Raw genomic sequence first — 12,853 nt, forward strand, 5'->3', positions numbered from 1 at the left:
GGTGGGTTATTTATTATTCTTCTTTCAAAAGGCTCTTGGCGTCCTGGATACTCTTCAGCATCAGGGCTCTTACTTCTCCTATCTTCTTCTCTTCTGCTTCCAGGTAAGCTTTTTTCTCTGCCATGGTTTTACCCTGCATCTGCATATCGTATGCATGCATCCAGGTGTTCATGGCGTTGTTGGCACTGTCCAGCAAAACGCCGGTAGCGGTATATATATCTGCACTGGCTTTCTTCTTTTGCAGGCTGTCTGTTACTTCTGTTACACGGGTCCTGAGACGGCGGATCACCATCATTTTGGCCATACCTTCGTCGTGGATGCTCATCACCACACCTGAAAGCGAATCTACTGCCAGGGAATCTTTGATCACCGCATTATCTTGTGCAGGCGCTTTGTTGCTACCCTGGCAGGCCGCCAGGCCTATCATTACGGCAACGGGTAAAATGTATTTAAACATAACATATGGATTTTAGGATTAAAGTGCGCTCAAAGGAAATGCTTCCTTCAGGCGGATACCTTTTTCAGTAGACTCTAAGATACCACATTCATTAGCAGCATCATGCTCAAAATAGAGCACGTACTGTTTTTCATTTGCTTCCGTGAGGAAACGTTTTTTCTCTTCCAGTGTGGTGAGCGGGAACATATCATATGCCATCACATAAGGCAATGGAATATGCGCTGCAGAAGGTAAAAGGTCCGCCATATAGATGATGGTATGACCCTTATAACTGATCTCCGGCAACATCATGGCATCTGTATGACCATAGGCAAAACGTACACGGATATGGTCCGAAAAAGAAACACCGTCGTGCTGGTCTATAAATTTCAGCTGCCCGCTTTTTTCAATGGGCAGGATGTTTTCTTTCAGGAAAGATGCTTTCTCGCGGTCGTTGGGGTTTACCGCCCATTTCCAGTGTGCCGTATTGCTCCAGTAATGCGCATTTTTGAAAGCGGGTACCAGGTTATCACCTTCCCGCTCAATACTGCCGCCGCAATGGTCAAAATGGAGATGGGTGAGGAATACATCTGTGATATCGTTTCGGTGGAAGCCTGCGGCCGCCAGGGACTTATCCAGCGTATCTTCTCCATGGAGGTAATAATGACTGAAGAATTTATCATCCTGTTTATTACCGATGCCATTATCGATGAGGATAAGGCGGTTGCCATCTTCTACCAGCAGGCAGCGCATGGCCCAGGTGCACATATTATTTTCATCCGGGGGATTCAATTTCTGCCACATGGTTTTAGGCACTACGCCAAACATGGCGCCCCCGTCGAGTTTGAATAATCCGGTGTTAATTGTGTGTAGCTTCATGTTTTGCTAATCTACGTTGTTTATCTAAAGCAGAAAAAAGCCAGATGAGCCCAATGGTGAAAAAGCCTATCAGCACGAGTACAGAATTACGCATATTACCTGAGATATGATCTATCCAGCCAAAGCTGAACAGCCCTATCACGATCGCGAACTTTTCTGTTACATCATAATAGCTGAAGAAGGAAGTAGTATCCTTTGTTTCCGGGATCAGCTTTGCGTAGGTAGAACGGCTGAGTGATTGTATACCACCCATTACCAAACCTACGAGTACCGCAAGGAAGTAGAATTGCATTTCAGTTTGAACGAAATAAGCACAGATACAAACACCGATCCATAACAGTACGGTAAGGATCAGTATTTTGAAGTTACCGTGCCTTTCTGATAAGCGTGCCATACCCCAGGCGCCAAGGATAGCTACCAGCTGGATCAGTACCACACAGGCGATCAGGTTGCTGCTCTCCATTTTCAATTCTTTGCTTGCGAAAATGGTAGCTACCATCATCACGGTTTGTACACCCATGCTATAAAAGAAGAAAGCCCGTAAATATCTTTTCAGTACAGGCATCACACGCACCTGAGCATATACTTTCTTCAGTTCGATAAACCCTTCTGTAAATACATTTTTGGAATGCTGCTCTACGGCAGGTTGTGATTTAGGCAGACGTTTAAAAGTGATCTGTGCAAAGCCCAGCCACCATAGCCCTACCAGGAAGAAGGTAACCTGTACGGCCATCGGTTCATCTATTCCAAAAGGCTTGATCAGTACGATGGCAAATCCTATCAATTGTAATATTACACTTCCAATATAGCCAAAGGAGTAACCCCGGGCACTTACCCTGTCGCGATATTCTACAGGAGCTATTTCAGGGAGGTAGGAATTATAAAACACCAGGCCTCCGCAATAACCAATTGTTGCCAGTATGAAGAAAATGGTACCGTATTCAAGATTGTCTTCTGTAAAATAACAGAGCGCTCCGCAAGAGATAGCTCCTACATAGCAAAAGAACCGGAGGAAGTTCTTTTTATTACCCCGGGTATCTGCAATGGAAGATAGAATGGGAAGACTGAGAGCGATGAGGAGGTAGGCAAAAGCCAGCGCATAATCGAACAATACGGAATTCTTGATGGAATACCCGAAGAAGCTGACAATATCTCCACCGAATTTCTTCTCCGTTACGCCAATAAAATATATTGGGAAGAAGGTAGTGGTGATCACCAGATTATACACTGAATTGGCCCAATCGTACATGGCCCATCCATTAATGACTTTTTTGTTCGGCAAGCTCATAGGTTGTGCAGTTACATGAATTAAAAATTCGCCTGCAAAATACCATTTGCAAGGCACTACTTATAGTCCGTAATATGAATTCTTTCTTTACAAAAACCGTATTCTGCTTCATCATTTGAACTGACGATCACCATACGCTGGCTGCAGTATTTGCTGATGAGTTGCTGGTAAAGGCTTACGCCATCTGCATCCAGGTTGGTGCAGGGTTCATCCAGCAGGAGTACGGGAACGTCTGAAAAAATGGCCATGGCCAGCCTTGCACGTTGTTTCATACCGGAAGAAAAATTGCGTACCTGTTTGCGCCAGGCTTTTTCCAGGCCAACGGTTTGAGCAATTTCCTTTGGTGTTAAGCCAGGGAGAAAAGATTTGAAATGGAGATGGAAATCGAAACATTCTTCCAGGGTGAATTCTTCCACCAGCTCCAGGTAGGGTGCTACTATGGCGCTATGGCGGAAGAACTGTTCCTGTGGGAGGGGTTGCCCCTCCTCTGATTTGTATTGTATGTCGCCCTCACTGTGGTGGTGATGGCCGCTGATAATTTGCAGCAAAGTAGATTTACCGGAACCGTTGGCTCCAAGTATGGCATAATGTCCCGTACCGGTGAACGTAAAGGAGAAACGACGGAAGATCCAGTCGTAATTATATCGCTTTCCTACCTGGTTAAGCGAGATCGTCATTAGCCCTCGTACTATATCCTCTCATAATACCACGACCGGAATCGCGGATGAAGGAGAGTATTTCATCTCTTTCATCTGTGGCCGGAAATTCGGCTTCTATGATACGGATAGCTTTGGAAATATTGTTTCCTTTTACAAAGAGGATACGATAGATATCCAGGATGTGATTGATCTTTTCAAGGGTAAAACCTCTGCGTTTCAGCCCTACGGAATTTACACCCACATAGGAGAGAGGTTCGCGGGCAGCTTTAACATAAGGAGGCACATCTTTACGTACCAGCGAACCGCCGGTTACAAAAGCATGGTTGCCTATTTTGCAGAATTGCTGAACAGCTACCATACCTGCCAGTACAACATGGTCTCCCACGGTAATGTGCCCTGCAAGGGTGGTATTGTTAGAAAAAACGCAATAATCACCAACATGGCAATCGTGCGCAATATGGCTATAGGCCATGATCAGGCAGTTATTGCCGATGATGGTCTTCAAACGATCTTTTGTACCACGGTTAATGGTTACATATTCGCGGATAGTAGTATTATTTCCTATTTCCACACTGGTGTCCTCACCTTCAAATTTGAGGTCTTGCGGAATAGCAGAGATAACAGCTCCGGGGAAGATGCGGCAATTTTTGCCGATGCGGGCACCTTCCATGATGGTCACATTGGAGCCAATCCAGGTGCCTTCCCCGATCTCAACATTCTTGTGAATAACGGTAAACGGATCGATCTTGACATTGGGCGCAACTTTGGCGTCCGGATGAATGTACGTGAGCGGATGAATCATGCTGTTATTTTCCTTCGCGTTTAACAATTTGGGCAACCATGTCAGCTTCTGTAGCTACTTTGTTGCCAATGAATACCGTACCGCGCATTTCAACGAGACCTCTGCGGATAGGGCTTAACAGCTCCATCTTCAGGATCATGGTATCACCGGGTAATACCTTTTGTTTGAATTTACAATTATCGATCTTCAGAAAATAGGTATCATAGTTTTCAGGATCCGGTAACGGATTGAGGGCCAGTATACCACCTACCTGAGCAAGTGCTTCACATTGTAATACACCAGGCATTACGGGGTTTCCGGGAAAGTGACCCTGGAAGAAATGCTCATTGAAGGTAACATTCTTGATACCTACCACACGGGTGTCGCTCAGTTCAATGATCTTGTCCACCAGCAGCATCGGATAGCGGTGGGGCAAGGTTTTTTCTATACGGCGGATATCAAAAATGGCAGGCTGGTTAGGATCGTAAATAGGCACGTCCTTATTGTGCTTGTTCTTTTTGATGTATGCTTTGATCTTACGGGCAAACTCCACATTGGAAGCGTGGCCGGGACGGTTAGCAATGATATGTGCCTTGATAGGATATCCGATCAGGGCAAGGTCTCCTACAATGTCCAGCAGCTTGTGGCGGGCTGGTTCATTGGGGAAATGCAGTTGTGCGTTGTTGAGGATGCCTTCGCGTTGTACGGAAATGGTATCACGGCCAAAAGCAGTGGCGAGGCGTGTCAGTTCCGCTTCCGTCATCTGCTTATCGACCACCACGATGGCATTGTTGATGTCTCCCCCTTTGATGAGGTTATTGGCAAGCAGGTATTCCAGTTCGTGCAGGAAAACGAAAGTACGGCAGGGCGCAATTTCCGTTTTAAAGTCGGCCAGGCTTTTGAGGTTGGCGTGCTGGGTGCCCAATACCTGGGAGTTGAAGTCGATCAGTGCAGTGATGCGGTAATCTACAGCAGGCAAGGCAACCATTTCCACTTTTTTCACATCATCATAATAGTTGATGTTGGTATCGATGGAGTAATAGATCTTTTTAGCATCCTGTACCTGTATCCCTACTTCTTCTATGAGCTCAATAAAAGGCATGGAACTTCCATCCATGATGGGGATCTCGGGGCCATTCAGTTCAATCAGCACGTTATCTACCCCCATACCTACAAGTGCAGCCAGGATATGTTCTACAGTGCTTACACGGGCGCCATTGTGCTCCAGTGTTGTACCCCTGGCGGTATCTACCACATAATCCACATCGGCCTTTACGATCGGTTGATCCGGAAGGTCAATGCGCTGGAATTTAATACCAAAGCCGGGCATTGCCGGCTTAAGGGTCATATTCACGTGCGATCCTGTATGCAAACCAACACCCGAAATGGTTACGGGGCCTTTTAGGGTTTGTTGATTTGGCTGCTGATTTTCCATCATTATAGCTTCGTATTCAATGCGTTTTAAATCCCTGACTAACGTGGTTACACCCCTTCTTTTTCAGATAACAGTTGTTTTACCATCTCTTCCAATTCTTTCACGCGCTTTTCAAGATCGGGCAAATTTCTAAAAATTGCCTGACTTTTCAGTGAACTTTTATAATCATATGCCGGAGAACCGGTCAAAGACGTGTTGGGAGAGGTAATTGATTTAGAAAGGCCGCTTTGCGCATTGATCTTTGTTCCATCAGCGATCTGGATGTGGCCAACAATACCAACCTGTCCGCCGATCACACAGTTCTTACCGATCTTGGTGCTGCCGGAAACCCCGGTTTGTGCAGCAATCACAGTATTGTTGCCTATTTCCACGTTGTGGGCTATCTGGATAAGGTTATCCAGTTTTACACCTGAATGTATGATGGTAGAGCCCATAGTGGCCCTGTCTATCGTTGTATTGGCACCAATTTCTACGTCGTCGTGGATCACCACGTTGCCCACCTGGGGGACTTTTTTATAGGTACCATCTGCCTGGGGGGCAAATCCAAAGCCATCCCCGCCAATTACACAACCTGCATGCAGGATCACCCGGTTACCCAGTACACAATTATCATAGACCTTTACACCAGGGTAAAGAACGCTGCCACTATTGATCTTCACATTATCGCCCAGGTAAACTCCCGGATAGATCTTCACATTATCTCCCAGTACCACGTTTTCGCCGAGGTACGCAAAAGCGCCAATGAACACATTCTGCCCCATTTTAACGGTAGCAGGCACATGAGAAGGTTGCTGAATACCGGTTTTTGCACCAGCGCCCACCATTTGCTGGTATTTCTCCAACAACAACGCAAAGGAGCTGTAAGCATCCTTTACCCTGATCAGTGTGGGCTTAATAGTGCCTTCGATCTCCAGGGAATCATTTACGATCAGGATAGATGCCTGCGTCGTATAAATGAACTCCTCATACTTGGGATTGGCAATAAAACTCAACATCCCATCCCCTGCCTCTTCGATCTTGGCGATATTGTGCACCTTCACTTCCGGGTCTCCTTCCAGCTTCCCATTCAGGATGGTAGCCAGCTGTAATGCGCTAAATTGCATAGTTAATAATTGAAATGTTACCTTCTAGGCCGCCTCCGCTTAATATGAATAGATTCAATAACATGTTAAGTTCGTATAAAACGTTGTTAGCCTAGAATTTTGGATGACAAATGTAGAATTTTTTTATCGGTCTTGCCAATGTATGCGACACAAGGGCATTATCTACCGAAGAAATATCTCTAACTGTACCATCTTTAAATAGAATATTGATCTTTTCATCTATTGAGTCATAGGCTTTTAGACTGGCAGTATCCGTAAATACTAAATATTCTGCCTCTTCATTGGTTAGCGCCCATCTTTGCTTCACTTTTTCTTTCAGATCTGTTACCTGGCTGCCTTCAAATGGCTCATTACTGAGGGTGACTTTGAATAATTCCCTGTTTACCAGCCATTTGCATAGGAGGCTGAGGACTTTATCCGGATGTTGGCTCCAAACTTTAATGGCCCCCATAATATCATAGTCGTCTAATAAACAAAATTGTGTCAGGCATTCTTCGCCCCTTTCAAATTCCACCCTGCCTATCTTATTATATAAGAAGTAGCGGAGGGCGGGAGAGCAAAAAAGTTCTTCTCCCTTGATTGCCAGTGCTTTAGCCCGGTGAAGGATCTGTACCAGCATATTTTCCGCACTTAATACGGTTTTGTGGAGGTACACCTGCCAATACATCAGCCGGCGGGCTACGATGAATTTCTCTATGGAATTAATGCCTTTCTCTTCCACCATCAGCTCACCATTATATACGGTAAGCATTTTTATGATCCTGTCGTAGCTGATCACCCCTTCAGAAACGCCTGTATAAAAGCTATCCCGGCTCAGGTAATCCATCCTGTCCACATCCAACTGGCTGGAAACCAATTGATGGAGGAACTTTTTAGGATACCGGTCATTAAAGATCTCTATGGTAAGGTCCAGTGCTCCGTTCATTTCCCGGTTGAGGCGCTGCATTAATAATTGAGAGATCTCTTCATGTGATACGCCTTCCACCACGGTATGTTCCAAAGCATGGGAATAAGGACCGTGCCCTATATCATGCAATAATATGGCCATTTTAGCGGCTACTTCCTCTTCTTCCGTAATATCCACCCCTTTCGACTTGAGTTCAGTGAGGGCGCAACTCATCAAATGGAAAGCGCCCATACTATGGTGAAAGCGGGTATGCATAGCTCCGGGGTACACCAGGTGCGCCAGGGCCATTTGGTGGATCCGGCGTAAACGCTGGTAACAGGGATGAGAGATAATGCTGAATATCAATGGATGATCGATGGTAATGAACCCGTGGACAGGGTCGTTCACAATCTTTCGTTTGCGGTCAGTCATTCGGATGTTTTAAAAACTATCGGTGCAAAGCTACAGATTTGGATGTAACTTTTCCGGTAGAAAGGTATTTCGTGACAGTCTGTAATTTACAAAATAGACGCGGCTCAGCTGATGTTCCCCTATGAAACCAGCTGCCTTTCCCCATTTTTTAACAAATTGTTGCAGATTGCCATATTTTGGAGGAATGATTTTTGACAGATAGTGGTAATTTTAAGCAGTACCAAAAAAGTTACATGAACCAAATCAACATACTCTGGGTAGATGATGAAATAGAATCTTTGAAATCGCAGATCATTTTCCTCGAAAGCAAAGGCTATAAAGTTTCCGCCCTTACAAATGGCTACGACGCCCTGGAATTCCTGAAAGAAAATATTGTAGATGTAGTGCTGCTGGATGAATCCATGCCCGGCATCACCGGTTTGGAAACATTGAGTAAGATAAAGGAGATCAATCAGCAGATACCTGTTGTAATGATCACCAAGAATGAGGCAGAGAATGTGATGGACGATGCGATCGGCTCCCAGATCACGGATTACCTGATCAAACCTGTGAACCCGAACCAGGTGCTGCTTTCCCTTAAAAAGATCATAGACAATAAAAGACTGGTAGCTGAAAAGACCACCACGGCCTATCAGCAACAGTTCCGTACCCTGTTCATGGCCCTGAACGATAATCCGGATCATGCGGAATGGGCGGACATCTATAAGAAACTGGTGTACTGGGAAATGGAAATGAGCAAGAGCGATAGTCCTGAGATGATGGAGATCCTCCATTCCCAGAAAGCGGAAGCCAATGCTGAATTCGCCAAGTTCATTGCCCGCAATTACAGCAGCTGGATGCAGCCTAAAGCAAAGGATGCTCCCATTATGAGCCATACACTGTTTTCTCAGAAAGTAGTGCCCAACCTGGATCCTAATGTGCCTAACTTCTTCATCCTGATAGATAACCTGCGGTACGACCAGTGGAAAACGATCCAGCCTATCTTCGCTGATTCTTTCCGTCTGGTAGAAGAAGAAACCATTTACAGCATCCTCCCCACCTCTACGCAATATAGCCGTAATGCCATATTTGCCGGGATGTTGCCCATTGATATTGAAGCTAAATATCCCCAGGAATGGCGGAATGATGATGAGGAAGGAGGGAAGAACCTGCATGAAGAGTTTTTCCTGAAAGAGCAGCTGGCGCGACTTAAAATGGACCCACGGTTCTCTTATACCAAGGTAACCAACCATGCGGACGGGCAGCATATGGTGAACAATTTCCATAACCTGCTTGATTTTCCGCTGAATGTGATCGTTTATAATTTTGTGGACATGCTCAGCCATGCGCGTACGGAAATGGAAGTGCTTAAGGAACTGGCCGCAGATGAAATTTCCTACCGTTCCATTACTGCCAGCTGGTTTGAACATTCCCCGCTTTACCAGGCTTTGAAGCGGATAGCGGATAAAAAGGTGAACCTCATCATCGCCACAGACCATGGCAGCGTAAGGGTGAAAAACCCGGTGAAAGTGATCGGGGACAAGCAGACCACTACCAACCTGCGGTACAAACATGGCCGCAACTTAAATTATGATCCGAAAGAGGTGCTGGCCTTCCGTGATCCGAAAGAAGCCGGCTTGCCAAGGCCGAATGTCAATTCTTCTTATATCTTTGCGCGCGAAGACGGGTATCTTTGCTATCCCAACAATTATAATTATTTCGTGAACTATTACCGCAATACATTCCAACACGGCGGCATTTCCCTGGAAGAAATGATAGTACCGCTGGTACGGATGGTAAGTAAATAGCGGATAAAAAAAGGAGAAATCATGAACCTGAAAAGTACCCCCAACAATCTGGCGAAGCTGGAGAAGATATTTGAGGAGGCGAAGTATATACTGCGGTACGAGAAAGGCACCTTCAATTCCGGTTACTGCATACTGGAACATAAGAAAGTGGTAGTGGTCAATAAATTCCTGAATATGGAAGGTAAGATCAATACACTGATGGACATCCTGCCTTCCATTACCCTGGAAGAAGGTTTTCTGACGCCGGAATCGCAGAAGATGTACCGGCAGATCAAGGATAACCGGGATGCGGAAGATGCTGCGGACCTTGCGGAAGATGAAAGGCGTGATGCAGAAAATGCTGCCGCTGCTGAAGAAAGCAGTAATGCGGAAAATGCTGCTGCTGAAGCAAGTGGTGATACAGAAGAGCCACCCGCAACTCCTGCAGAAGAAAAACCAACTGAAACACCAGAATAATTACGTTTTGAAAGTTACATTCCTCGGAACGGGCACTTCACAAGGCGTACCAGTTATAGCCTGCCCCTGTAAAATATGTGCATCTAATGATCCGCGCGATAAACGATTGCGCAGCAGTATCCTCATTGCCTCTGATGCAGGGAACATTGTAGTTGATACTACACCCGACTTCCGTTACCAAATGTTACGCGCACAGGTAAAACACCTGGAAGCCGTATTGATCACGCATTCCCACAAAGATCATATAGCCGGGATGGACGATATCCGGGCTTTCAATTATTTCCAGCAACAACCTATTGATATCTATGCATCAGACTTTTCACAGAATGTGATCATTCGTGAATTCTCTTATGCCTTTGCCGATTTTAAATATCCCGGCATTCCGGAAATGAACCTGCGCACCATCATGGACGATCCCTTTGTGATCAATGGCCTGCAATTCATTCCCATTAATGTGATGCATCATAAAATGCCCGTACTGGGTTTCCGCTTCGGAGATTTTTCTTACATCACAGACGCTAACTTCATTGCGCCGGAAGAGAAGGAAAAGATCAAAGGTTCAAAGGTGTTAGTGTTAAACGCACTCCGCCGGGAACAACACATCTCCCATTTTACGCTGGATGAAGCCATTGCGTTAGGTAAAGAGTTAGAAATACCCCAGGTGTATTTCACCCATATTAGCCATCAGCTTGGATTACATGCGGAGGTGAATCCCACGTTGCCGGAAGGGATGGCCCTGGCATACGACGGCTTGGAAGTGGATTTGTAAGGATGAAATAAAAATGCGACCTTCCCTTACGTAACAATCCATTGTTTGTGCCGAAGAATTTTTTCACCTTTTCCCGCCGTGAGCGTACGGGAATTGCCTGTTTGTTAAGCCTGATCGTATTGCTCTACTGCATACCCATCGCCTGGTCTTATTTCCGTTCGGATATTGCTTTTACTGATACTATTGGATTCCATCATGCTGCATTCGAGTTGCGTGAGATGATGAAAGATACGGTTACTGAGCGGCCGAGGTATAAGAAACAATTCTATAAACATAAGGAGTTTACGCCTTTCAAACGGGATAGCTTTCGCCGGTTTGAAAAGTTTGAAAAGAAGGTATTGGTTGTAGATATTAATAGGGCGGATTCCTTACTATGGGAACAATTACCCGGCATCGGACCCGTGCTCGCCAGAAGGATTTTATACTTCCGGGAGCGGCTGGGAGGCTTTCATTCCATCACCCAGGTAGGAGAAACCTACGGATTGGCGGATTCTGTATTTAATAAAATTCAACCGTTGTTACGGCTGGGTGATGTTTCACTAAGAAAGATAGACCTCAATGAGACAGATGAAAAATCTTTGGCCGATCATCCATACATCAACACGAAACTGGCCCGTGTGATCATAAGGTATCGCAGCAGCCACGGGCCTTTCAGGCAGGTAGAAGGCCTTAAAGGCATCGCTTTGGTGGATGATTCTATTTATCGTAAACTTGAAAAATACTTAGTGGTCAATTAAAACATAAATTCTGGTTATGAACTTTCAGCCAACGGAAATGCAACAACAGATTGCGCAAGTGATCCGCGATTTCGGTAAAACACACATCCAACCCCATGTTTTGGAATGGGATGAAACACAGTTTTTTCCGGTAGATCTATTTAAAAAATTGGGAGAACTGGGCCTGATGGGTGTACTGGTACCAGAACAATATGGCGGCTCCGGGCTGGGGTATCTTGAATACGTTACTGTAGTGAGTGAGATCTCCCGTATCTGTGGTGCCATCGGATTGAGTGTGGCAGCGCATAATTCATTATGCACAGGGCATATCCTCCAGTTTGCAAACGAAGAACAAAAACAGAAATATCTCCCCAAACTTGCTTCCGCAGAATGGATCGGCGCATGGGGTTTGACAGAACCCAACACCGGTTCTGATGCCATGAACATGAAATGTGTGGCCAAAAAAGAAGGTAATGAATGGGTGCTGAATGGCACCAAATGCTGGATCACACATGGAAAGAGCAGTGATGTAGCGGTTGTGATAGCGCGTACAGGAGAAGTTCGGGATAGCCGTGGCATGAGTGCTTTCATTGTGGAAAGAGGTACGCCAGGCTTTAGTGGTGGCAAGAAAGAAAACAAGTTAGGGATGAGGGCTTCTGAAACAACGGAGATGATCTTTGATAACTGTCGCATTCCTGCAGAGAACCTTTTAGGCAAAGAAGGAGAGGGCTTTATCCAATCCATGAAAGTATTGGATGGCGGTCGTATTTCTATTGCAGCGTTATCATTGGGTATTGCAAAAGGAGCGTATGATGCTTCTCTCAAATATTCAAAAGAACGCCATCAGTTTGATCAGCCTATTGCAAATTTCCAGGGTATTTCTTTTAAGCTGGCGGATATGCATACAAATATTGCTGCTGCTGAATTGCTCACCCTGCAGGCCGCAGATATGAAAAACAAACACCTGCCTATGACGAAGGAAGCTGCGATGGCTAAATATTATGCTTCGGAAGTGGCGGTGAGCACAGCAAATGATGCGGTACAGATCTTTGGTGGATATGGCTATACAAAAGATTTTCCTGTTGAGAAATATTATCGGGATGCGAAGTTGTGTACGATAGGGGAGGGAACTTCGGAGATACAGAAAATAGTGATAGCGCGGGAAGCGTTGAAATAATAAAAAAAGGGGGATGGTTTTAAACCATCCCCCTTTTACTTTATCAGCA

13 protein-coding genes are annotated in these 12,853 nt (G+C 45.4%); 5 read left to right on the top strand and 8 right to left on the bottom strand.

The features are described from left to right. Positions 1–13: 13 nt before the first annotated feature. The 8 genes from GFS24_RS21975 to GFS24_RS22010 all read right to left on the bottom strand — a co-directional run bounded on the left by GFS24_RS21975 (position 14) and on the right by GFS24_RS22010 (position 7,899). Positions 14–457: a hypothetical protein gene (locus GFS24_RS21975; protein WP_153663309.1), complete on the bottom strand. Its 444-nt coding sequence runs from the start codon at positions 455–457 to the stop codon at positions 14–16. Between the two features lie 18 nt (positions 458–475). Next, complete coding sequence (locus GFS24_RS21980) at positions 476–1,315, bottom strand: MBL fold metallo-hydrolase (RefSeq protein WP_153663311.1); 840 nt, start codon at positions 1,313–1,315, stop codon at positions 476–478. After that, a complete protein-coding gene (locus GFS24_RS21985; RefSeq protein ID WP_153663313.1) occupies positions 1,296–2,603 on the bottom strand; it encodes an MFS transporter in 1,308 nt (435 codons plus the stop codon). The genes GFS24_RS21980 and GFS24_RS21985 overlap by 20 nt, the downstream gene beginning before the upstream one ends. Before the next feature lie 56 nt (positions 2,604–2,659). Continuing rightward, positions 2,660–3,280, bottom strand: coding sequence for an ATP-binding cassette domain-containing protein (locus tag GFS24_RS21990; protein WP_153663315.1), 621 nt, complete (start codon positions 3,278–3,280; stop codon positions 2,660–2,662). Further along, positions 3,264–4,064, bottom strand: coding sequence for an acyl-ACP--UDP-N-acetylglucosamine O-acyltransferase (lpxA, locus tag GFS24_RS21995; RefSeq protein ID WP_153663317.1), 801 nt, complete (start codon positions 4,062–4,064; stop codon positions 3,264–3,266). The genes GFS24_RS21990 and lpxA overlap by 17 nt, the downstream gene beginning before the upstream one ends. A 4-nt stretch (positions 4,065–4,068) precedes the next feature. Beyond that, on the bottom strand, positions 4,069–5,481 hold the full coding sequence (locus tag GFS24_RS22000) for a bifunctional UDP-3-O-[3-hydroxymyristoyl] N-acetylglucosamine deacetylase/3-hydroxyacyl-ACP dehydratase (RefSeq protein WP_253906555.1): 1,413 nt from the start codon (positions 5,479–5,481) through the stop codon (positions 4,069–4,071). Positions 5,482–5,525: 44 nt separating this feature from the next. After that, positions 5,526–6,581 (bottom strand): UDP-3-O-(3-hydroxymyristoyl)glucosamine N-acyltransferase, encoded by a 1,056-nt coding sequence (gene lpxD / locus GFS24_RS22005; RefSeq protein ID WP_153663319.1) that lies wholly within the window; start codon positions 6,579–6,581, stop codon positions 5,526–5,528. A gap of 91 nt (positions 6,582–6,672) precedes the next feature. Further along, positions 6,673–7,899, bottom strand: a complete 1,227-nt coding sequence (locus GFS24_RS22010; RefSeq protein ID WP_153663321.1) for an HD domain-containing protein — start codon at positions 7,897–7,899, stop codon at positions 6,673–6,675. Positions 7,900–8,132: 233 nt separating this feature from the next. Between GFS24_RS22010 and GFS24_RS22015 the strand changes: the two genes are divergently transcribed. From GFS24_RS22015 to GFS24_RS22035, 5 genes are read left to right on the top strand one after another with little or no spacing between them, the layout of a single operon-like run. Beyond that, positions 8,133–9,686 (top strand): bifunctional response regulator/alkaline phosphatase family protein, encoded by a 1,554-nt coding sequence (locus GFS24_RS22015; protein ID WP_153663323.1) that lies wholly within the window; start codon positions 8,133–8,135, stop codon positions 9,684–9,686. Positions 9,687–9,707: 21 nt separating this feature from the next. Beyond that, on the top strand, positions 9,708–10,142 hold the full coding sequence (locus GFS24_RS29110) for a hypothetical protein (protein WP_216647486.1): 435 nt from the start codon (positions 9,708–9,710) through the stop codon (positions 10,140–10,142). A gap of 7 nt (positions 10,143–10,149) precedes the next feature. Further along, positions 10,150–10,911, top strand: coding sequence for an MBL fold metallo-hydrolase (locus GFS24_RS22025; protein ID WP_153663325.1), 762 nt, complete (start codon positions 10,150–10,152; stop codon positions 10,909–10,911). A gap of 47 nt (positions 10,912–10,958) precedes the next feature. Further along, a complete protein-coding gene (locus tag GFS24_RS22030; protein ID WP_153663327.1) occupies positions 10,959–11,648 on the top strand; it encodes a helix-hairpin-helix domain-containing protein in 690 nt (229 codons plus the stop codon). Between the two features lie 16 nt (positions 11,649–11,664). Then, positions 11,665–12,804: an acyl-CoA dehydrogenase family protein gene (locus GFS24_RS22035; RefSeq protein WP_153663329.1), complete on the top strand. Its 1,140-nt coding sequence runs from the start codon at positions 11,665–11,667 to the stop codon at positions 12,802–12,804. Positions 12,805–12,853 lie beyond the last annotated feature (49 nt).

The organism is Chitinophaga sp. SYP-B3965, from assembly GCF_009647655.1.
Lineage (GTDB): Bacteria > Bacteroidota > Bacteroidia > Chitinophagales > Chitinophagaceae > Chitinophaga.

Bases quoted from the DNA above. Each gene is read 5' to 3' on its own strand.
- GFS24_RS21985 (WP_153663313.1), bottom strand. From the start codon at position 2,603: ATGAGCTTGCCGAACAAAAAAGTCATTAATGGATGGGCCATGTACGAT.
- GFS24_RS21990 (WP_153663315.1), bottom strand. From the start codon at position 3,280: ATGACGATCTCGCTTAACCAGGTAGGAAAGCGATATAATTACGACTGG.
- GFS24_RS22000 (WP_253906555.1), bottom strand. From the start codon at position 5,481: ATGATGGAAAATCAGCAGCCAAATCAACAAACCCTAAAAGGCCCCGTA.
- GFS24_RS21975 (WP_153663309.1), bottom strand. From the start codon at position 457: ATGTTTAAATACATTTTACCCGTTGCCGTAATGATAGGCCTGGCGGCC.
- GFS24_RS22010 (WP_153663321.1), bottom strand. From the start codon at position 7,899: ATGACTGACCGCAAACGAAAGATTGTGAACGACCCTGTCCACGGGTTC.
- GFS24_RS22015 (WP_153663323.1), top strand. From the start codon at position 8,133: ATGAACCAAATCAACATACTCTGGGTAGATGATGAAATAGAATCTTTG.
- lpxD (WP_153663319.1), bottom strand. From the start codon at position 6,581: ATGCAATTTAGCGCATTACAGCTGGCTACCATCCTGAATGGGAAGCTG.
- GFS24_RS29110 (WP_216647486.1), top strand. From the start codon at position 9,708: ATGAACCTGAAAAGTACCCCCAACAATCTGGCGAAGCTGGAGAAGATA.
- GFS24_RS21980 (WP_153663311.1), bottom strand. From the start codon at position 1,315: ATGAAGCTACACACAATTAACACCGGATTATTCAAACTCGACGGGGGC.
- GFS24_RS22035 (WP_153663329.1), top strand. From the start codon at position 11,665: ATGAACTTTCAGCCAACGGAAATGCAACAACAGATTGCGCAAGTGATC.
- lpxA (WP_153663317.1), bottom strand. From the start codon at position 4,064: ATGATTCATCCGCTCACGTACATTCATCCGGACGCCAAAGTTGCGCCC.